Genomic DNA, 20,912 nt, shown 5'->3' with positions numbered 1-20,912 from the left:
GGATGTGGTGACCCCATTCTTGTCCCATTACACCGTCGTGACAAACCATTTGTACTGATCCAAGCATTAGCCTGACTAATGGCAAATACGCTTTCTGCATCATTATTGGGCTGGCTGCGCTGTTTTGAGGCGGCGGCCCGACATTGCAACTTCACACAGGCCGCGGCAGAGCTGTGCGTCACGCAGGGCGCGGTCAGCCAGCAGGTCAAGCAACTGGAGCAGTGGCTGGACCGGCCGCTGTTTCTGCGCACGCCGCGTGCGCTGGTGCTGACGCCGGAAGGCGAGCGCCTGCGCTTTGTGCTGCGCGAGTCGTTCCAGGCCATCGAAGGCACGCTGACCCAGTTGCGCAAGCCGCGCGACAAGCAGCCCATTGCACTGTCGTGCTCGCCGTCGTTCGCAATGGTCTGGCTCACGCCCCGGCTGGGCGGATTCTTTCGCCAGCATCCGGATATCGGCCTGCGTGTCTACGGCGAATTCCACGCGCTCGACCGCTCGCGCATGCTGCGCGATGGCACCGAGGCCGCCGTGCGTTTCGACCCAGGCGGCTATCCGGACCTGAAGGCGCACCAGTTCCTGGAGGAATGGCTGATCCCGGTGGCAAGCCCGGCGTATCTGGAGGCGCACCCCGCGCTGCAATCGCCCGCTGGCCTGCGGGCCAGCATGCTGCTGCACGATGTGAGCCCATGGGATGGGGCCGGCGAGTTCGAGGAGTGGCAATGCTGGCTGCGCCATGCCGGCCTGACGCTGCCCGATGAATCGGACGGCCAGCGTTTCAACCTGTCGCAACTTGCCATCAATGCCGCGCTGGCCGGACAAGGCGTCGCCATGGGACGCTCCGCGCTGGTGCTGGAAGACCTGGAATCTGGCCGCCTGGTGGACCTGTGGGGCATCCATGCACGCAGCCAGGCGTCGTATCACTTTGTCTGCGCGCACGGCCAGACCGCCCAGGTGGCCGAGGTGGAAGCCTGGCTCGTGGCCGAAGGCGCGGCATTCGATGCCGCGCGCCGGCGTGTGCTGGGAATCGGCTAGCGCGGGGCTCAGGCCTGCAGCGTATCGATACGGATTTCCGATTGCAGCGTGCGATGCACCGGGCATTTGTCGGCAATACTCATCAGCGACGCACGCTGGTCGGCCGACAGTTCGCCGCTGATCGCAATACGCCGCTCGATACGGTCCACCATGCCCACCTGGGTTTCGCACGTGGCGCAGTCCTTCGCGTGGATCTTTTCGTGCCGCAGCTGCACCGCCACGTGTTCCAGCGGCAATGCCTTGCGCTCGGCATACATGCGCATCGTCATCGACGTGCACGCGCCCAGCGCCGACAGCAATAGCTCATAGGGATTCGGGCCGGCATCGTCGCCACCCAGTGCGGCGGGCTCATCGGCAACGAACTCATGGCCGCCCACGCGCACGGTCTGCTGGTACCGGCCACGATGGCGCTCCGCCACCACCACTACGCCCGGTTCGGGAATTTCGGCCTGCACGTCCTCGGTCAGCGTTGGCAGGTAGTGCTGCGACCAGGCCGCGATCATGCTCGCCGCATAGGCCGCACCGGCGCGGTTCTGCAGCAGGTGGTCGGCGCCTTCCAGCGCCACGTAGCTCTTGGGCTGCGCGGCGGCCTCGAAGATCGCCAGGCCGTTCTCGACTTCCACCGTATCGTCAATTGGCGACTGCAGCACCAGCAAGGGCTTGCCAAGCCTGGCGACCTCATCGAGCAGCGCATGGCTGGACACATCGTCGATGAACTGCCGCGCGATGCGGAAGGGCCGCCCCGCCAGCTTCACCTCAAGCTCGCCTTCGGCGCGGATGCGCTCGACGTTGTCGCCCAGCAAACCCAGCACGTGTCGCGGATCGCTGGGCGCGGCGATGGTCACCACGGCCCGCAGTTCGGGCAGGCGACGGGCCACGCCCAGCACGGCGGCACCGCCCAGGCTATGCCCGATCAGCAGCGTGGGCGCCTGGCCGCGCGTACGCATATACATCGCCACGGCTTCCAGGTCGGCCAGGTTCGACGAGAAATTGGTACTGGCGAAATCGCCCTCGCTGGCGCCGATGCCAGTGAAGTCGAAGCGCAGCACGGCGATGCCCTGGGCCGTCAGAGCCCGCGCGATGCGCGTGGCCGCCAGACTGTCCTTGCCACACGTAAAGCAGTGCGCAAACAGCGCGTGCGCGCGCACCGGGCCATCGGGCCACTCCATCCGGCCCGACAGCGTACCGCCCTGGCTGCCGGGAATCTCGATCTTTTCGACGCTCATCACCGCCCCCTGGAAACGCATTGTGCGAACTCCCGAAGCATAGTCCACGCGACGGCTTCCCGTATGGGACACGCCCCGGCGCAGGGGCCCGCGGCTTGCGGCTCAGGCCATGTCGATCAACGCCGGGTCCATGTAGCGCTCGGCGTAGGTGCGATGAATGCCGGCCGCGATAAACAGGTCGAACAGTTCGGCATCGATATGGTGCTCATTGCGCAGCCGGGTCATGATGCCCACGGCCTCGGACAGCGTCTTGGCCTTCTTGTACGGACGATCTGCCGCCGTCAGGGCTTCGAAAATATCCGCAATGCCCATCATCCTGGCCAGCGGGCTCATCTGATCGCGCTTGAGGCCACGGGGGTAGCCGGTGCCATCCATCTTTTCGTGGTGACCGCCCGCGATCTCGGGCACGTCGCGCAGGTGTTTGGGAAATGGCAGCCGCGACAGCATGATCTGCGTCTGCACGATATGGTCCTCGATCTTGAAGCGTTCTTCCGCCGTCAGCGTGCCACGCGATATCGTCAGGTTGTGCAGCTCTCCACGATCGTAGAGGTACTCGGGCGTGCGAAGCCGGAAGCCCCAGGGGTTGATGTCGTCGATATGGTCTCGCGCGGCACGTTCGATCCGGTGATCGGGCCGGTCGGCCAGCAGTGGTTCCATGACGGGCAGCGGCGCGGCGGGCACATTGTGCCGGCGTGCAAGCTCCTCGTGCGAGATCCCGAGCCGGTCGTCCAGCGTGCGGCGCCAGGTGCGCGTGGCGATCTGCCTCAGGCGCGCCTGGTGCGCGGCATCCATCTGCTCGCCGCCCACGTTGCACGCGGCCACGAATGCGAACTCCTCGTCGAGTTCATGCAGCAATGCGTCGCGCCGCTCGCGCGCGGCCTGCGGGTTCTCGCCATCGGCCACGGCCTGCAGGCAGGCAATTTCCGCATCGCGCTTGAGCACCTCGAAACGCATGCGCACTTCGTGGATGCGGTCGTGCAGCGTTTCCAGCTTGGTCGCCTTGTCGATGACGTAGTCGGGCGTCGTGACCTTGCCGCAATCATGCAGCCAGGCGGCCACGTGCAGCGCCTCCCATTGCGTATCGGTCAGGTCGAACGACTGGTAAGGCCCGTCGGTGGCCTCGCAGGCGGCCCGCGCCAACAGCTTGGCCAGTTCCGGCACCCGCGCGCAGTGGCCGCCGGTGTGCGGGCTCTTGGCATCGATGGCGCCGGCCAGCAGGCGGATAAACGCATCGAACAGGTCGCGCTGCGCGGTGGTGAGTTCACCCACCTCCAGCGCGCCGGCCGACAGGCTTGCCATTGTGCTGGCAAACGCCAGCTGCGAGGCTTCGATCGGCGTATCGCGCAGTACCAGCACGACGCCCAGCAGCGCCTGCTGGCGGTTGATCAGCGGAATGACGGCGGCGTGTACCGGCGCGGCCCCCGACAGGACATCGAGCCGCGCGGCGCCCACGTCGGCAGACGTCAGATGGCCGGCGTGCGCCTTGCCTTCGCGCACGGCCGTACGTACCAGGGGCAAGGTATCGAGCGTCAGCGTCTCGTTCATCGTGGTCACCTCGGCCCCACTGCGGTCGAAGCCCACGGCCGGACTCAGGCCCTCGTCACTGGCCGTCATGTACAGCGCACCGGCCTGCCCGCCAGCGGCACTGAGCGTTTCCTGCAGCAGCAGCGGCAGGAGCCGGTCGAGGCGATGCTCGGCCGATACGGCCCGCATGACGTGCAGCATGCGCTGGATGGTGCCGCGCATCTGGTCCATCGTCACGGCCAGCGCGTGCACCTCGGCAATATTCGAGCGCACCGATACCGGACGCACGAAATCGAAGCGCCGTACGGCGTCGGCCTCGCCGGCCAGCAATTGCAGCGGCCGCGCCACGCTGCGTGCCACCAGCCAGGTGACCGGCAACGCCAGCAGCAGCACCAGCCCGGTCAGGGCCATGCCCAGCGCGGCCTGCTGACGGGCGTCGTGCAGCAGTTCCGCCTGCGGGATGGCCGACACCAGCACCAGCGAATCGGGGTCCTTGAGGTTGAGGCGATCGGCCGACGTGTACCAGTCTTCGCCATCGGCACGCACCAGCGCCATGCCATGTGTCCCCGCCGACGAGTCGGGCGGGGTCGCCACGCCGGCGGCCAGCCGCGTGAAGACGGCCAGGCCGTAGTCTTCGGGCCGGCCCGCCGGATTCATGCTCAGCGAGTCGGGAGCGGCAACGGATTCGGGCGGCTTGCGGTTGATCGCCACCAGCACGCCCTTCTGGTCCAGCAAGGCCAGCACCGCCCGCGGCGTCAGTGTTTCGTGGTTCAGCAGTTGTCCTAGTGCGTCCAGGCGGAAGTCGCCGCCGACAACTGCCTGGCGATTGGCAGTACGCACGGCCAGCGTGGCGCCGGACTCACGGTCTGAATAGAACATGTACGGATCGGTGCGCACCACCTTGCCGGAGGCCATGGCCTCGGTGTACCAGGGCCGCGTGCGTGCGTCGAAGCGGGCGGCAAGCTCGGCGGCGGGGGCCTCGCCGATGGGATGCAGGTCGGCTGCCATATAGTAGTAGCGACCCACCGCACGGCCGGTGTCATGGTCGACACTTTGCACCAGGAATGCCGCGTTTGCGGGCGCCTTGTAGGCGGCGCGCTCGCCTTCGTCGCGCAGCGGACGCATATAGAAGAAGCTGCCGTCGGCATAGCCAAGATACAGCGCCTGCAGGATTGGCGAGCTTTCCAGCGCGTCGCGCATCAGCGCCATGCGCTGCCTGCGCTGCGCCAGCGTCGTGGCATCGGCCAGCGAACTGTGGCTGAGCAGCCTGACCGCCATCTGGGCGGGTTGCAGCAGGTTCTCGACTTCCTCCAGGCTTTCGCGGCTGACGCGCTGCGTGGTGTCCGTCACCGACCGCTCCAGCGCGGCCTTGGTCATCACGTAGTTGATGCCGCAGACCAGCGCCCCCACCAGCAGCACCAGCGAGCCGAACCACGTCCAGATATGGAGATGGAGCGGCACGCTCCGTCGCACTGCCGTTGCCATACAGCCCTCCCGATGTGGGGTGCTTCGTGAAATGACAGTTCAGCGTCCGTCGAATCTGCGGGCCAGGCCCTTGCGCTGGAAGGCATCGACGATGAAATCGACAAACACGCGCGTCTTGGGCGGCAGCAGCTTGCGGTTGGGATAGTAAAGCGCAAGAGGGCCGTTGTCAGCACACCACCCGGGCAGCAGGCGCACCAGCGCACCGCGTTCCAGCCACGGCGCGGCATGGGGCATCGGCAGCAACGCCACGCCCAGCCCCTGCATCGCGGCGTGGGCCATGGCTTCCGGGTCATCGAAGATCATGCGGGTGCGCGGCTCGGCCAGGGCTTCCTCGCCGATCTGGTTGCGCAGGTTCCACAGCCGCAGGCGCCCGGTCGAGGACGACCGGCGCACGATGCCATCGAACGCGGACAGGTCGGCCGGATGCTTCGGCGGCGCCCGCCCTTCCAGGTAGGCCGGCGATGCCACCGCCACCACGTACGTACGCGCCAGTTCGCGCGCCACCACGCCTTCGGTCAGTTCGATGCCGCCACCGATGGCCGCATCAAAGCCGCCGGCAATCAAATCCACGCTCCGGTTGTCGAAGTGCCAGTCAGGAACGATGGCCGGATACATCGCCAGAAACTCGCCAAGCAGCGGCACCAGGTATTCGCGCCCGAAGGCGACGCCCATGCTGACTCTCAGCACGCCGGCCGGCCGGCCGTCTTCCTGGGCGGCGCTGGCAAACGCATCGCGCAGCGTGGCATAGGGATCGGACACCTGCCGGAAAAACTGCTCGCCGCCCATGGTCAGCGTGAGCTTGCGAGTGCTGCGCTGGAACAGCCGCAACCCGAGATGGTCCTCAAGCCGGGCGACGTTCTTGCTGATCGCCGCCGGCGTCAGCCCAAGCCGGCGGGCCGCAGCCGAAAAGCTGCCCGTCTCGGCACTCTGGATAAACGATTCAAGCAGGTTCAGGGCGTCCATGCCCACAAGCTTATACCAACGGTTGAAAAAGTTGATCTGAATTTGTGACTACCGGTAGGGGATCGCAAAAACCATACTTCGCTCACCAACCCCTCACCTGAAAGGAAACCGATCATGACCTCGCTCTCGAACAAAGTAGCCTTCGTTACCGGTGGTGCACGCGGCATCGGCGCCGCCGTGGTACGCCGCCTGGCGCGGGACGGCGCCGCCGTCGCCTTTACCTACCAGAGCTCCGGCGCCGCCGCGCAGGCACTGGTGGAATCGATCCAGGCAGCAGGCGGCCGCGCCAAGGCGTACCGCGCAGACGCTGCCGACGCCGCCGCGCTCACCAGCGCCATCAACGACGCCGCCATCCATTTCGGCCGGATCGACATTCTGGTGAACAACGCCGGCGTGCTGTTCCTGGGCCCGGTAGAAGATTTCTCGCTGGACGACTTCGACAAGACGCTCGCCGTGAACGTACGCGCCGTGTTTGTCGCCAGCAAGGCCGTGCTGTCGCATATGGGCGAAGGCGGCCGCATCATCAACATCGGCAGCACCAACGCCGACCGCATGCCGTTCGCGGGCGGTGCCGCCTACGCGATGAGCAAGTCGGCCCTGAAGGGCCTGGTGCAAGGCATGGCGCGCGACCTCGGGCCGAAGGGCATCACGGTCAACAACGTGCAGCCCGGCCCGGTCAACACCGACATGAACCCGGAGAACTCGGAATTCGCCACATCCCTGCACGGCCTGATGGCCCTGCCGCGCCATGGCCAGCCCGACGAAATCGCCAGCATGGTTGCCTACCTGGCGGGTCCGGAAGCGAGCTTCGTGACCGGTGCCAGCCTGAACGTGGACGGCGGTTTCGCAGCGTAATACCGGAAGCCTCCGGGCGTGACGGCAGCATCCGCCCGGGCCATGCCAGCCCCTTCCCCCCATCCGGGCAAGGGGCTGGCTGTCGTCATGCGGCCGGCTGGTTGATGCCTCAAACCGGCCGCAGACGAACCATGCTCCCATGAACACTCGGCACCGATAAGACGCGTGGCGCCACAAAGTTGCGAACAACAAGCGGTGTGAGACAATCGCAGGCGTTTTCCGGGCGATTTCCCGGCATACCTTCCAAGCGCCCCGTACATGTCCAGTACCACCCAGCACACTCCGGCCACCACCGAGGGCATCGATCCCTGGTCGCATCTCGACGAAGCGGGCACCGGCCTGAACGTCAACGACTTCCTGACGACCATGCTGAGCCAGCTGGTGACGGCCCTGCGCAGCAGCGTGACCGAGCCCTATGCGACACAATTCGACCTGACCGTACCGGAATGGCGCATCCTGGCGCTACTGGCGCACGGCGAGCCGATGTCGTTCGCCGAACTGGTCAAGCAGTCGACTTCGGACAAGGCCCTGGTCAGCCGCACGCTGCGACTGCTCGAAGACCGTGGCCTGGTCACGCTGGAATCGGAAGGCACGACGCCCCGCAAGCGCCTGTCCTGCAAGATCAGCGATGCCGGCGCCGCGCTTCACGCGCAGGTGATCCCGCTGGCGCGGCGCGGCCAGGCTTCGGTGATCCGCCTGCTGACGCCCGAGGAGCGGCTGGGACTCTATACCGGCCTGCGCAAGCTGCATGGAATCTGCACCGGCGCCGGCAAGGAATAGGCACCGCCGCAACAATGGCAAGAGGCCGTCAACGGCGCCTGATGGCGAGTTCGAGCACGCGGTCCAGCTTGGCGTCCATCGACGTCAGTTGCGTCTCCAGCTTGCTCAACCGCTCGTCGGTTCGATCGACTCGCGCCTCCAGGCGGTCCATTCGTTTGCCCATCGCATCGAACTGGCCGTTGAAGCGCTTGTCCATCTCGTCGAAACGCACATTCACCCGCTTGTCCAGCTCGTCGATACTTCGCGTCACGGCGACCGGCTTGTCGGCCATCGACGCGTTGATCGTTGTCATGATGTAGAGCACGAACATCACCCCTGCCCCCACCATGGCGAGGACGGGCGCCCAGTCCGCCATGCCGTGGCGCCCTGGGCGCGGCCCTCTTGCGTAGCCGGATGCTCCGGGCCGGCCAGGTTGCGGCTTCGCATCGATTGCGTCGTTGGCGCAGTGCTGTGCCGTTGCGGCAGTTCGAAAAATCCTCATGATTGACCCCTGAACAAGGTTAGCTGTCTGTGGTCCGCTCTTCCGTGGGCGGACTTCATCACACGGGACCACCATACCGCAGCGGGCATCCAAGCGAAATCGTATTTGTCTCATCGCGCCCGAAATCAGATTGCTCTCATACGGCACATCGGCCACCCGATGCGGATCGGTGACGCTCGCCTGGTTTGCCATGGTGCAAATTACAAACACCGGTAAGTCGGCGCTGCCGGTTGCCAGATCGATTGCCGGCCAGCCGTCAAACGTCGTGCAGGGGCCGCTGGTATGAAACCTGCGCCAGCAGATTTCCGCATCCGCACCCAGCCAGGAGACGCCATGGCCGCCTATGACCCCAACGACATCAATCCATCCAACGCCCAGCAGAAACTGCAGGCCGATACCCGGCAAATGGCCAAGGATCTGGATGACCTGCTAGCGCAGTTGCCGAACCTGACCGGCGAAGCGATCGAGACTGCCAAGCAGACCTTCCTGGCAAAGGCAGCCCAGGGATCGGACAAGCTGGCATCGATCAAGGCATCGGTCACCGACAGCATGTCGCGCGGGCAGGAATGCGTGACCGAATACACGCACCGCGAGCCGGTCAAGGCGCTGGGCATGGCCCTGGGCCTCGGCATCCTGCTGGGCGCGCTGCTGTGCCGGCCGATGCGCCACGGTGACCGCTACGACGACTGACGCGGTTGACGCGGCTGACGCGGCTGACGCGGCTGACGCAACGGCATGACGCCAGGCTGCATCAGGCAGCCAGGGCGTCCTGTACCGGCGCGCCGGGCAAGGCGGCGCGCAGGATTTCCGCGAGCCGCTCCACCTCGGGCGGCATCGTTGCCGACGCCCGCACCATGGCCAGCGACATCGATGGCAACGCGGGCAGGCCGCACTCCCCGGCCTGCAGCGCGCGCACGCCTGCGGGCAACCCGTAGCGCGAGCGCACGGTCAGCCCAAGCCCGGCTGCGGCCGCCGCCCATAATCCTCCAAGATTCGGGCTGGAGAACGTTACCCGCCAGGGGATACCGGCGCGATCCAGCGCCGCCATGGCAGCCGAATGGAACTGGCAGGGGCGATCAAAGGCCACCAACGGCAACGGCTCGCCATCGCCCGGTTGCCAAGGGACCCACGCGGCACCCGTGGCGGCCCCTACCCAGCACATTGGCACCTCGTCGATGCGCTCGACGAACCGGTGTCCCATTGCATAGCCGGCAATGTCGTCCGACGCCGCGGGATGCATGTCGGCCCACACCAGCGCAAGATCGCAGCGTCCCGTGTCGATCCGTTCCAGCAGGTCGGCATTGCGTGACACCACCGCCTCGATGCGCACTTTCGGGTGCGCCCGGGCGAAGCGGCCTAGTACCTCGGGCAGCAATCCTTCGCCAAATTCCTCCTGCAGACCGAGACGTATGCCGCCCGCCAGGTCGACGCCACGCACCGCACTGACCGCTTCGTCGTTCAGCTCCACCAGACGACGTGCATAGCGCAGCATCGCCTCGCCCGCGGCCGTGAGCGCCAGCCCGCGCCCGGCCTTGCGGAACAGCGGGGTGCCCGCCTGCTCTTCAAGCTTCCGGATCTGGGCGCTGATGGCCGACGTGGAGCGGCCTACGCGGTCCGCGGCGCGGGCAAAACTGCCCAGTTCCATGCCAGCCAGCAGGCTACGCAGCGCCGCCAGATCGAGATTGGTTCGGGACATCGCAACCATCCTGTTTTATCGAACGAATCGTGAAATATTTTCCGATTTTCAGGATGAATTCTCGGTGACAGACTGGTCCGCGTCAAACAGCTCTGGAATCACCTGTCCGCCATGTCTTCGCACACTGCTCCAATTTCCGTAGCGCCGGCCCGGCGCCTGGCCCCGTCTCATCGCTGGAAAGTACTGGGCGTTGGCGTGGCGGCCAACGCCAGCGTACTGGCCGCCGTGAGCGGCATCCCGACAACGGCCGTCTGGATGCGCACCGGCTACCATCTGGACACCGCCCAAGTCGGCCTGGCCGTCGGCGCGCTCGGCCTGGGCACCGCGTTGTCCGAACTGCCCTGGGGCCTGGCTGCCGACCGATGGGGCGATCGGCCCGTGCTGCTGGGCGGACTGGCCGCCACCAGTGCGGCGTTGCTGGCGATGGCTATCTGGCTGACACCAGCCATCGGATCGGCCGCGCATATCCCTTCGCTGTCATGGCTGGTACTGGCAATGACACTGGTCGGCCTGGTCGGCGGCAGCGTCAACGGCGCCAGCGGCCGCGCGGTCATGCGCTGGTTCCATGAGGGCGAGCGCGGACTTGCCATGAGCATCCGCCAGACAGCGGTGCCGATGGGCGGCGGCATTGGCGCGCTGACCCTGCCATGGCTGGCATCCACCTTCGGCTTTGCCTGGGCCTTTGGCTGGGTCGCGCTGCTGTGCGGCGTCTCTGCCGTTCTCACCTGGTGCTGGCTCCATGAACCGCCCGATTTGCAGACGACGGCCGCGGCCCGGTTGCGCAGCCCGAATCCGCTTGGCCGGGCAAGCATCTGGCGCATCGTGCTGGCTATCGGCCTGCTTTGCGTGCCGCAATTCGCGGTGCTGACCTTCGCATCGATCTTCCTGCATGACTACGCGCATGCTGGGCTTGGCGCGATCACGGCCACGCTGGTCACCATCCAGGCCGGTGCAATGGTCACGCGTGTCTGGAGCGGTCGCTGGACGGATCGGCACGGCAATCGCCGCACCTATCTGCGCGGCTGCACGCTGATGACCGTGACGGCCTTCCTGCTGCTGGCAGCCTGCGTGCAGGGCAGCTCGGCAGACGCCCGGCTGATGGCCCTGGTGCCCGTGATGCTGGCGCTCGCCGGTATCGCGGTTTCCGCATGGCACGGCGTGGGTTACACCGAACTGGCTGCCATGGCCGGGGCCGACCGCGCAGGCACCGCGCTGGGCATGGCCAACACCGTGGTGTTCTTCGGATTCTTCGTTACGCCGCTTGTCCTGCCGCACTGGCTGGCGGTGACGTCGTGGTCAGTGGTCTGGGCGACGACGGCCCTGGTGGCGCTGGGCGTCTGGCCGCTGTTTCCGCCTGCGGCCAGGCGCCAGGCGAACCGGCCATGAAACCCGCCCACATACTGATAGATCAGAATCTACACGGTCACCATTCGAAGGCACTAAAGACATATTCACCAAAATCCTCACTATGCTTTCCCGTGAACTTTGATTCAATGGATTGCAGCGGCCAGTCGTGAGAGACGGCAGACGGTGGCACGCACAACAACAAGGAGCGATCGCCATGCGTGTGCCACGCAAGCGTGTACCACCATCACGGCACCGACGCTGCTGTGCCTGTCTTCTGATGCTGCTGGCAGGCACCGCGCTGGCGGCCGAAGACACGGGGCCGGTGAAGCAGGATGCTCCGCGCGGCGCCGCGATGGCAAGTCAGTGCACGCAAGCCGACCGGTGTCCGCTGTTCGATGATGTGTACGCCGCCACGCCAGCGTTCCGCCATGCGTTGTCACTGAGCCTGCGCCATGGCGGCGAGCAGGTGCCGGAGTGGGTCAAGGACAAACTGCCCGGCGGCAAGGCACGCAGTGACACACCCCCTGCGGTAACGGCGTCGGCCATGCTGCCGCTGCGGATCGACGAGCGGCCCTACCTGCTCGGCCGGATGACTGATCCGGAAAACCCCGCTCACCGGGTTGCCACGCTGTACGACACGCAGCGAGGCATCGCCACCGTGCACTACGTCGGCAAGGATGGCGATCCGCGCCTGCTTGGCGACGACACCGAGATCCTGCGCAAGGTGATGACCGACTACCTGAATGCCGATTCGCCCTTCGCGCGGTCGCTGGCACGCCCCGATGTTGCCCTGCCCATCCCGGTGAGCAGCCAATGACCGGCGGCCACAAGACCCTGTTCCATGTGCTCTGCACGGCCATGGCGGCAACGCCGCTCCTGGCTCGCGCGCTCGGCCCCGGCACCCTCAACACGACGGTCGTCAACGACGGATCGACTGGCGACCAGACGATTGTCGGCAACACCACGGTGACAACCTCCGGCACTACAGCCGCCACCTCGGTGACGGCCGGTACGCTGACGCTGGACCCCAATGCACCCGGGTCTGCGGCCGCTCCGATCAGTATCCAGTCAGTCGACGGGGTTGGCCTCTTCGCGAATTCCAGCGGCGCCGCAGCAAACATCGTTTCGTTGCCGGGCGTCACGGTAGCCACCTCCGGATCGGGCACCGGGGCGGTCGCGTACGGCACGGCGGCCAGCATCACCGCCAGCGGCCTGAACATCCTGAACACAGGCACCGGAAGCAGCGGCGGCTTTGGCGCAGTGGCCGAGAGCGGCGGGCGTATCACCCTCACCGACAGTACCGTGAGCGTTACCCAGCCCAGTGCCATTGCCCTGGGCACGTCCGGCGCGGGCAGCAGCCTCACGCTGCAAGGCAACAACACGATTTCGTCCAGCGGCGCGCGCTCGGTCGGACTCTACGCGAACAACGGCGGCACGTTCACGCTGCCGGCCGGCACGCAGATAAACATGAACGGGCAAGCCAGTACCGGCATCGTGCTCGAAGCCTCGCCGCAGGCAGACACCGCCATCGGCAACGGCTTGTCAATCCACCTGACCGGCTCGGGCGGCAACGGTAGTGCCGGGGTGGTGGCATTCGGCGGATCTACCGCGACATTCCGTGGCCTGACCATCGACGGTGCCGACGCCAGCTCCGGCGTGGTGGCATATGCCGGCGATCCGCGCTCCACCGGCGCCGCCAACGCCGGCACCAGTTCAAGTGTCACGCTGGCGGATTCGGTCATCACGATCAACCGTGCAGGCAGCACCACCATGACCGTCAGCGCGTCGCCAGGTGCAGCCCTGGTCAGTAATACCGGCACCGCGTCAACCCTGGGCAGTGTCATTAGCTCCACGCCGGCCGGGCTGCGCGCGTCGCCCAGCAACAACGGGTCGCTTCAGTCCCAAAGCACGATCAACGCAACCAACACCACCATCAACATGAATGCGTCGGGCGGCTATGGCGTGTATGCCGGCGCGCGAACGATTTCAGGGCTGAACAGCATCAACCTGACCGGCAGCACGGTCAACGCCCCGGCTGCAGCCAGCTTCGCACTGGGTGCGGACCAGAACGGATTCGTGAGCGCTACGAACTCCACCGTCACCGCCGCGGGCTCAGGCGCCCTCTATCTCGTGACTGGCCAGACCGTGACGGGCGGCGTCGGCCCCACCATCGCGCTGACAGACACAAAAGTCACGACCACCGGCAGCACGCTGGGCATCTACACGCAGAATTACTCGGAAACGCTCACCAATCGCGTCATCGTGACGGGCGGCGAAATCACCGCGCCCAACGGCCGCGCCATCTACGCGTTCGGCGGCCCCACCACCATCACCGCCGACCGGACATCGATAACGGGCGGCACCCAGTTGCTGCGCGCGGTCGCGCCCAACCCCACCCCGCCCGGCACGCCGCCGCCGCAGGCAACGCTGGTCGATATCACGGCCCAGAACGGCAGCGTGCTGGCGGGAGACGCCGTCGTCGATGACGCCGCCACCGCCAACCTGGCGCTGGCCACGGCGTCGCGCTGGTCTGGCGCGTCGCTGGGGGCGACCAATGTCAGCGTCGACGGCACCAGCACGTGGTCTGTCACCGGCGATTCCAACGTCCGGCAGCAGGTGGCGAACGCTGGCACCGTGGCATTCACGGCACCCACCGGCGGCACGTTCAAGACGCTGACCACACGCAATTACGTGGGCAACGGTGGCGTGCTGGGCGTCAATACCGCACTCGGTACCGACGGCTCTCCATCGGACAAGCTCGTCATCGATGGCGGCACGGCGTCCGGCACGTCTGGTTTGCGAGTCACCAACGCCGGCGGCCAGGGGGCGCTGACCCACAGCAACGGGATTCTGGTGGTGGACGTCGTCAACGGCGGCACTACCGGAGCCAGCGCGTTCACGCAGTCTGGCCGTGCCGTCGCCGGCGTCTACGAATACCGCCTGTTCCGTGGCGCCGCCGATGGCACGAACCCTGACGCCTGGTATCTGCGCAGCGAGCGGGCCGATCCGCCAACGCCGCCCACACCCCCCCCGGCGCCCAATCCCGATGTGATCGTGCCGCTGTTCCGGCCCGAGGTGGGCGCCTACCTGGCCAACCAGCGGCTCGCGGCGGGGTTCCTCGTGCACAGCCTGCACGACCGGCTGGGCGAGCCGCAATGGACCGAGCAACAAACCTTCGGGGACGACGACCAGAAACGGGGGGCGGGCTGGGTGCGCCTTGTCGGCAAGGACATCGGCTCGCGCACCAGCAACGGCACCTTCGATGCACAGAGCACGGCATGGATGCTCCAGCTTGGCGGGGACGTCGCACAGTGGTCGCTTTTCCGGGGCGACGACCGCCTGCACCTGGGTGGCATGCTCGGGTACAACTGGGGATCGAGCACGGGGCGCGCCGCCGGCAACCCGTTCAAGGCAGACAGCGATGTGCAAGGCGTGAACGTCGGCGTCTACGGCACGTGGTTCCAGAACGACAAGTCCCGCCTGGGCTGGTACACCGACCTGTGGATGCAGTTCGGCTGGTTCAACAACCACGTCAACGGCGAACTGCTGCAGCAGGCCAGCTACAACTCGAAGGTGCTCGCGCTGTCCGCCGAGACCGGCTATGCCTGGCTGCCCAGCCACACCCGGGATTGGGTGGTCGAACCGCAGGCGCAGGTCATCTACGTCCGCGGCTACCAGGGCACCTTTACCGAACCCTCGGGCACGCAGGTTGGCGGCGCGGATTCGGATGGCATCATCACCCGGCTGGGCGTGCGGCTGCATCGCACCTGGATCGACGACAAGGGCCACCGTTACCAGCCCTACCTGACGCTCAACTGGTGGCACGACAGCGTCGACAACAATGTCGCGCTGAACGGCGTGTCGATGGGCGATCTCTATCCGAGCAACCGCTACGAGGTCAAGCTGGGGCTCGACGTCCAGGGACGCAAGGGCTGGACTGGCTGGAGCAACGTCGGATGGCAGTGGGGATCGCAGGCCTATCACGCATTCATCGGGCGCCTGGGAGTCAAATACACGTGGTAACAGGCCGGCAGGCGGGAGGCTGGCACACCAAACGCGATCCGGCCTGATGCACGCACGTTAGCGCATGTCACTGACGGCTGACCGGATCTCCTGCCTGAGCCACACGGCCGCGGCATCGGCCTGCGTACGCCGGTTGTGAATCAGCTCGATGTCGAATGCGGTATCGGCAAGCTGCTCGGGCAGTTCATGGATCTGCACCTCGGGGGACGCCAGTCTCAGTGCCACCCGCCTGGCAACGGTCGCCACCAGATCGCTGTGCGCCACCGCCAGCGGCAGTGCCACGATATGCGAGAACGTGGCTGCGACACGCCGTTGCTGGCCCAGCTTGTCCAGCCTGCCGTCGATGACCCCGCGCCGCGATCCACTATCGCCCGGAGCAAACAGCGCATGAGGCAGCTGCAGATAGGTGTTCAGGTCGATGCCGCGGCGCCGGCCACGCGTACCTAGCTGTGGATGCGAACGGCTGGCGATGCAGACAAAGTCTTCCTCGTACAGCCTGGTCTGCACCATGCGCTTCGGTGCGGCGAGGTGTCCGCCAATCGCGACGTCCACCACGCCCTGATCGAGTTGCTCGTAGAGGGCAGCGCGGTCAAGCGCCATGATCCGCAGATCGATGTCCGGCGCCTGCCGCCTGAGCCGGCCGATCACATGCGGCAGCAGGACGATGTCGGCGTAGTCGGTGGCCGCGATGGTAAAACTTCGCCCGGCCGGCGCGGCCGGGTCGAACGCCACCGACTGGCCCACGGCCTGGCGAACGTGGTCGAGCGCAGACGAAATCCCCGGCATCAGCGCGTGCGCCAGCTCCGTGGGCTGCATTCCGGCATGGGTGCGCACAAACAGATCGTCGCCAAACAGCGCCCGCAGCCGGGTCAGCGCATTGCTCACCGACGGCTGGGCGCGGTTCAGGCGCTTGCCGGCCAGCGTGACGCTGCGCGTCTGATACAGCGCCTCGAATGCCACAAGAAGGTTCAGGTCGATCCGGGATAGATTCATTTCATCAATTTAACGGATATCGAATATCCATTTCAAGAATCCCGCGCCGGTCGTTACGATGGACCCTCTTCTTTCCCATTCGCCCCTCCTGCGGACAGCGCCAAATGCAAACCGTACTTGTCACCGGCATCGAGCCATTCGATGGCGAAACCCTGAATCCTTCATGGGAAGCGGCCCGCGCCATCGACGCGCGCGTGATTGGCGGCGCCCGTGTGGTGGCGCGCCAGCTGCCCTGCGTCATCGCCGATGTCCGGCAGGCACTATTGCGCGCCGTCGCGGAGGTCGATCCCGTCGTCGTCCTGTGCCTGGGACAAGCGGGCGGACGCAGCGACGTATCGATCGAACGGGTGGCAATCAACGTCGTGGACGCGCGCATTCCCGACAACGCCGGCCGGCAACCCGTCGACGAACCCGTGATCCCCGGCGGCCCCGTCGCCTATTTCTCCGCGCTCCCGATCAAGGCACTGGTCAGGCGCTTGCGCGCGTCGGGCATCCCCGCATCGGTCTCGCAGTCCGCAGGCACGTACAACTGCAACGCCATCTTCTATTCGCTGCTGCATTGCATCGCAACCGAACGGCCGGCGCTGCGCGGTGGCTTCATCCACGTGCCGTACCTGCCGCAGATGGCCGCTGCGCACCCTGGCGCCCCGAGCATGGATGTTGGCACGCTGATCGCCGCCGTCGAGGTCATGGTAGCCACCGCACTGGAAGTGTCCGTCGATCTCAAGGAAATCGGGGGCGCCACGCACTAGCCGCATAACGGCATGCGAAATCGGTCGTTACCGGTCGCGAGAATTGCTGCACGATGTCTTTCGTGCTCATTCCCCGAGAGACCCGAAGGACAACTGCATGCCATTTCAAGAATCCATCGCGCCCGCTGCCGATGCCGACGCGGCAGCGGCACCCCGGCCGCCGGCGGCTGAACCACTGGCTCCGGCCCCGGATGTAGCCGTGCTGCGCCAGCGCGCCCAGGCACTGCTGCCCGCCATCGCGCAAGATGCCGCGCAGCGGGAAGGCCGCCGCAAACTGCCTTTCGACTTTGCCCGCCAGGTAGCCAATGCCGGCCTGCTGACCTTCCGCATCCCGAAGGCGTATGGTGGCCCCGGTGGCAGCATGCGCGACGCGATCCGCTTTGTGCAGGAACTGGCCGCCGTCGATGCCAATCTGGCCCAGGCATTGCGGCCCAACTTCGGTCTCATCGAAGGGCTGCTCGCGGGTCAGGACAATGAAGCCGAGCGCAAGCGCTGGTTTGATCGGCTGCTGGCGGGCCACATCGTCGGTAACGGCGGCGTGGAGCGCGGCGGCAAGCATGGCGCCATTCAGGCCACTATCGTGCGCCACGCCGATCACTACGTGGTCAACGGCACCAAGTACTACAGTACCGGCGCGCTCTATGCCGACTGGATCAGCTCCATTGCCGTGGACGAGGCTGGCAAGGAAACGCACTTCGCGGTGCCTCGCGAGCGGGCCGGCATGACGTTGGTCGATGATTTCGACACCATCGGCCAGCGCTTGACTGCCAGCGGCACCACGCAATTCACGAACATGCGGGTCGAGGCGGACGAGCTACGCGCCAGCCATCTTCCGCGCGACCGCCGCAATCCGGTGTCGCCGGTATTCCAGCTGTTTCTGGCCGCCACGGAAGCCGGCATCGCACGCAACGCCCTGAACGATGCGGTCTGGTTCGCGCGCAACAAAGCCCGGCCGATCAAGCACAGTTCGGCGGAGCGATCGGTGGACGATCCCTACGTGCAGGAAACGATTGGCCAGATTGCCGCGCAGGTGTTTGCGGCCGAAGCCGCCACGCTGCGCGCCGCGGACTCCATAGACGCCGCGTGGGCGGACAACCTGAGCAACGCGTCGCTGACGCAGGCATCCACCGACGTCGCCCAGGCGCAGTACTTCGCCGTGGCGGCCGCGCTCAAGAGCGCCGAGCTGGCGTTCGATGTCGGCGGGGCATCCACCTGCGACCGCCAGTACAACCTTGACCGGCACTGGCGCAATGCCCGCACGGTAGCCAATCACAATCCGCGTCAATGGAAGGCCGCGGCCGTCGGGGCATGGCTGCTGAAGGACGAACCGCCGCCTACCACCGGCCTGTTCTGAGGAACTGCCGCCGTGCCCCGATGGGCACAGCGGCGTCGCTACCGGCGGTGATCGAAGCGGCGGGCCAGCCGCTCGCCCGCGAACTGCACCGCCGTGACCAGGACCACCAGGATTCCGATCACGTTGAACATCACGGCCGTTTCATAGCGCTCGTAGCCATAGCGGATCGCCAGGTCGCCGAGTCCCCCCGCCCCCACCGCACCGGCCATGGCCGATGACCCGATCATCGCAATCACGGTCACCGTAGCGCCTCCGATCAAAGCCGGCAGCGCCTCCGGCAAGAGCACGTGCCGCACGATATGCCAGCGTCGGCAGCCCATTGCGCGCGCCGCTTCGATCAGCCCGGCGTCGGTCTCGTTAAGCGCCACCTGCGACACCCGTGCGAAGAACGGTATCAGGTGTGCGCTGAGCGGTACCACGGCGGCCCACGTACCCATCGTGGTACCCACAATCAGCCGCGTGACCGGCAGCATGGCTACCAGCAGGATGATGAACGGGATGGAGCGGAACATGTTCACCAGCACCGACAGCACGCGATTCGTGCGCGGTCTCGGTGCCAGCCCGCCAGGCGCGGTGACCGTCAGCACAATGGCCAATGCCATGCCGACCACGAACACCACAAGGCAGGCGCTGCCCGTCATCAGCAGGGTTTCGCCGAACGCTTTCAGGTATTTTTCAGCCATTGGCAACACGGTGGGCTACCTCCACAGGATGAACGCTTGCCGGCAGACGCTTGCGCAGGGGCCGCAGCAGCGACAAGGTGGCTTCGGCCTGTGGTGTGGCAAACACGCGCCACACTGGTCCCTGTTCCTGCACCAGGCCATTGTCCAGCACCAGCACGCGGTCGCACGCCTCCTCGATCACGGCCATGTCGTGCGTGATCAGCACCACGGTCAGGCCAAGCTGCCGGTTGATGCCGCGCAGCAGCGCGAGGATCTGTTCGGTTGTTTCGGGATCGAGCGCCGAAGTCGCTTCGTCGCACAACAGAATCTCCGGACGATGCACCAGCGCACGTGCAATGCCCACGCGCTGCTTCTGTCCGCCCGACAGCATCGCCGGATAGGCCTGCGCCTTGTCGGCAAGCCCCACCGTTGCCAGCAGATCACTGACGCGGGCTTCGATCTCGGCACGCCGCACGCCGGCCACGCGCAGCGGCAGGGCCACGTTGTCGAAGACCGTCTTGGCGGACATCAGGTTGAAGTGCTGGAAAATCATGCCGATGCGCCGGCGCAGCCTGACCAGCCCTTGCTCGTCGAGGCGGCCGATGTCGGTGTCGTCTATCCACACATGGCCCCGATCGGGCCGCTCCAGCATGTTGATGCTACGCAGCAGCGTGGATTTTCCCGCGCCGCTGCGGCCGATGATGCCGAACACCTCGCCCCGTTCGATCGTGAACGACACATCCGCCAGTGCAGGCGACGCCGCGCCCGGATAGGTCTTGCCAACCTGCTCGAACACGATGTGCGGGTCACGTGCCGGCAATTGCGAGATCGTGTGCATGCGATAGCCCCTTGCCGTCGGCTCTCAGAACGCCGGAATCACCGACCCCTGATACTTTGTCAGGATGAACTTGCGCACCGCCTCCGACTGGTACGACTTGACCAGCTGCGGCACCCACGGTGCGTTCCTGTCTTTCTCCCGCACGGCAATCACGTTGACGTAGGGGTTGTTCTCGCGCCTTTCCACCGCAATGCCATCGCGCGTGGCGATCAGGCCCGCCTGGTATGCGAACGTGTTGACGATGGCCGCCGCATCGACATCGGGCAACGCGCGCGGCAGTACCACCGACGCGCTTTCGATGAACTCGAGCTTGCGCGGGTTGGCCGTGATATCGGCCAGAGACACCGTACCCGTGTACGGGTCGAATCCGTCCTTCAGCTTGATCAACCCATGGTCACGCAGAATGACCAGGGCGCGGGTCTGGTTGCTCGGATCGTTCGGAATGCCGATGCGGGCGCCGTTGGGCAGCGCTTCCAGCGACTTCACCTTGCGCGAGTAGAAAGCGATCGGCGAGATCAGCGTGTCGCCCACGTTGGCGATCTTGTAGCCACGCTGCCGGATCTGGTCGCGCAGGAACGGGATGTGCTGGAACGAATTGGCGTCGAGGTCACCGTTGTTCAGCGCCTCGTTCGGGCTGGCGGTGCCGGTGATGATCACCGTTTCAACCTTCAGGCCGTTTCTGGCGGCTTCGCGCGTGACGACCTCCCAGATTTCCTCGTCCACACCGCCCCGCACGCCCACCTTCAGCGTCTTGCCGCCCGCTGTCTGGGCGTAGGCCGATGCAATCGGCAAGGTCAGCGCCAGAGCCAGCGCGGCGATGACACCAAAGGCGGAGCGTCGTTTCATGATGACAGGTGCGAGAGTTTGGGAAGCACCAGTCTATGAAGCCCTTCGCCCCCGGTCC

General features: G+C 66.2%; 17 protein-coding genes and 1 pseudogene. 9 read left to right on the top strand and 9 right to left on the bottom strand.

All coding sequences use genetic code 11. The features are described 5' to 3' along the window. The first annotated feature begins 78 nt into the window (after positions 1–78). Positions 79–1,029 (top strand): LysR family transcriptional regulator, encoded by a 951-nt coding sequence (locus tag A9J21_RS27005; protein WP_066741105.1) that lies wholly within the window; start codon positions 79–81, stop codon positions 1,027–1,029. 8 nt (positions 1,030–1,037) lie between these two features. On the opposite strand, the gene A9J21_RS27000 is transcribed toward A9J21_RS27005, so the two are convergent. The 3 genes from A9J21_RS27000 to A9J21_RS26990 form a co-directional block, all read right to left on the bottom strand. After that, positions 1,038–2,276, bottom strand: a complete 1,239-nt coding sequence (locus A9J21_RS27000) for a bifunctional alpha/beta hydrolase/OsmC family protein (RefSeq protein ID WP_231907056.1) — start codon at positions 2,274–2,276, stop codon at positions 1,038–1,040. Between the two features lie 81 nt (positions 2,277–2,357). Next, on the bottom strand, positions 2,358–5,264 hold the full coding sequence (locus tag A9J21_RS26995) for an HD domain-containing phosphohydrolase (RefSeq protein WP_066741098.1): 2,907 nt from the start codon (positions 5,262–5,264) through the stop codon (positions 2,358–2,360). A 39-nt stretch (positions 5,265–5,303) separates the two neighbouring features. Next, entirely contained in the window at positions 5,304–6,227 is a 924-nt protein-coding gene (locus A9J21_RS26990; RefSeq protein ID WP_066741096.1) for a LysR family transcriptional regulator, read from the bottom strand. Between the two features lie 114 nt (positions 6,228–6,341). Here A9J21_RS26990 and A9J21_RS26985 point away from each other — a divergent pair, with 114 nt between their 5' ends. Together A9J21_RS26985 and A9J21_RS26980 are read left to right on the top strand one after the other, a co-directional pair. After that, the gene (locus tag A9J21_RS26985) at positions 6,342–7,082 is read left to right on the top strand and encodes an SDR family oxidoreductase (protein WP_404851417.1); all 741 of its coding nucleotides are present in this window, start codon (positions 6,342–6,344) and stop codon (positions 7,080–7,082) included. Between the two features lie 258 nt (positions 7,083–7,340). Further along, positions 7,341–7,862, top strand: coding sequence for a MarR family winged helix-turn-helix transcriptional regulator (locus A9J21_RS26980; RefSeq protein ID WP_066741093.1), 522 nt, complete (start codon positions 7,341–7,343; stop codon positions 7,860–7,862). Between the two features lie 28 nt (positions 7,863–7,890). Here A9J21_RS26980 and A9J21_RS26975 read toward each other — a convergent pair whose 3' ends face one another. Continuing rightward, on the bottom strand, positions 7,891–8,217 hold the full coding sequence (locus tag A9J21_RS26975) for a hypothetical protein (protein ID WP_066741092.1): 327 nt from the start codon (positions 8,215–8,217) through the stop codon (positions 7,891–7,893). A gap of 459 nt (positions 8,218–8,676) precedes the next feature. Here A9J21_RS26975 and A9J21_RS26970 point away from each other — a divergent pair, with 459 nt between their 5' ends. Further along, entirely contained in the window at positions 8,677–9,033 is a 357-nt protein-coding gene (locus A9J21_RS26970) for a DUF883 family protein (RefSeq protein WP_066741091.1), read from the top strand. A gap of 61 nt (positions 9,034–9,094) precedes the next feature. Here the strand turns inward: A9J21_RS26970 and A9J21_RS26965 are convergent, their stop codons facing one another. Further along, complete coding sequence (locus A9J21_RS26965) at positions 9,095–10,048, bottom strand: LysR substrate-binding domain-containing protein (RefSeq protein ID WP_066741090.1); 954 nt, start codon at positions 10,046–10,048, stop codon at positions 9,095–9,097. A gap of 102 nt (positions 10,049–10,150) precedes the next feature. Here A9J21_RS26965 and A9J21_RS26960 point away from each other — a divergent pair, with 102 nt between their 5' ends. The 3 genes from A9J21_RS26960 to A9J21_RS26950 all read left to right on the top strand — a co-directional run bounded on the left by A9J21_RS26960 (position 10,151) and on the right by A9J21_RS26950 (position 15,409). Continuing rightward, positions 10,151–11,425, top strand: coding sequence for an MFS transporter (locus A9J21_RS26960; RefSeq protein ID WP_066741087.1), 1,275 nt, complete (start codon positions 10,151–10,153; stop codon positions 11,423–11,425). Positions 11,426–11,663: 238 nt separating this feature from the next. After that, positions 11,664–12,203 carry a hypothetical protein gene (locus tag A9J21_RS26955; RefSeq protein ID WP_066741085.1) on the top strand — a complete coding sequence of 180 codons (540 nt, stop codon included), beginning with the start codon at positions 11,664–11,666 and terminating at the stop codon, positions 12,201–12,203. Continuing rightward, positions 12,200–15,409 (top strand): autotransporter outer membrane beta-barrel domain-containing protein, encoded by a 3,210-nt coding sequence (locus A9J21_RS26950; protein ID WP_066741083.1) that lies wholly within the window; start codon positions 12,200–12,202, stop codon positions 15,407–15,409. The genes A9J21_RS26955 and A9J21_RS26950 overlap by 4 nt, the downstream gene beginning before the upstream one ends. Before the next feature lie 57 nt (positions 15,410–15,466). On the opposite strand, the gene A9J21_RS26945 is transcribed toward A9J21_RS26950, so the two are convergent. Further along, positions 15,467–16,402, bottom strand: coding sequence for a LysR family transcriptional regulator (locus A9J21_RS26945; protein ID WP_066741080.1), 936 nt, complete (start codon positions 16,400–16,402; stop codon positions 15,467–15,469). Between the two features lie 104 nt (positions 16,403–16,506). Here A9J21_RS26945 and pcp point away from each other — a divergent pair, with 104 nt between their 5' ends. After that, a complete protein-coding gene (pcp, locus tag A9J21_RS26940; RefSeq protein ID WP_066741078.1) occupies positions 16,507–17,154 on the top strand; it encodes a pyroglutamyl-peptidase I in 648 nt (215 codons plus the stop codon). A 97-nt stretch (positions 17,155–17,251) separates the two neighbouring features. After that, on the top strand, positions 17,252–18,508 hold the full coding sequence (locus A9J21_RS26935) for an acyl-CoA dehydrogenase family protein (protein ID WP_082926629.1): 1,257 nt from the start codon (positions 17,252–17,254) through the stop codon (positions 18,506–18,508). Between the two features lie 38 nt (positions 18,509–18,546). Here A9J21_RS26935 and A9J21_RS26930 read toward each other — a convergent pair whose 3' ends face one another. From A9J21_RS26930 to A9J21_RS26920, 3 genes and pseudogenes are all read right to left on the bottom strand, one after another. Next, on the bottom strand, positions 18,547–19,191 hold the full coding sequence (locus tag A9J21_RS26930) for a methionine ABC transporter permease (protein WP_066741076.1): 645 nt from the start codon (positions 19,189–19,191) through the stop codon (positions 18,547–18,549). Between the two features lie 31 nt (positions 19,192–19,222). Then, a pseudogene (locus A9J21_RS26925) lies at positions 19,223–20,008 on the bottom strand (methionine ABC transporter ATP-binding protein); the annotation flags it as partial. A 24-nt stretch (positions 20,009–20,032) separates the two neighbouring features. Next, entirely contained in the window at positions 20,033–20,854 is an 822-nt protein-coding gene (locus A9J21_RS26920) for a MetQ/NlpA family ABC transporter substrate-binding protein (protein WP_066741072.1), read from the bottom strand. Between the last annotated feature and the right edge of the window lie 58 nt (positions 20,855–20,912).

Origin of the sequence: Cupriavidus sp. D384 (genome assembly GCF_001652915.1) — a bacterium.
GTDB lineage: Bacteria > Pseudomonadota > Gammaproteobacteria > Burkholderiales > Burkholderiaceae > Cupriavidus.
This window is presented reverse-complemented; position numbering and strand designations above follow the sequence as displayed.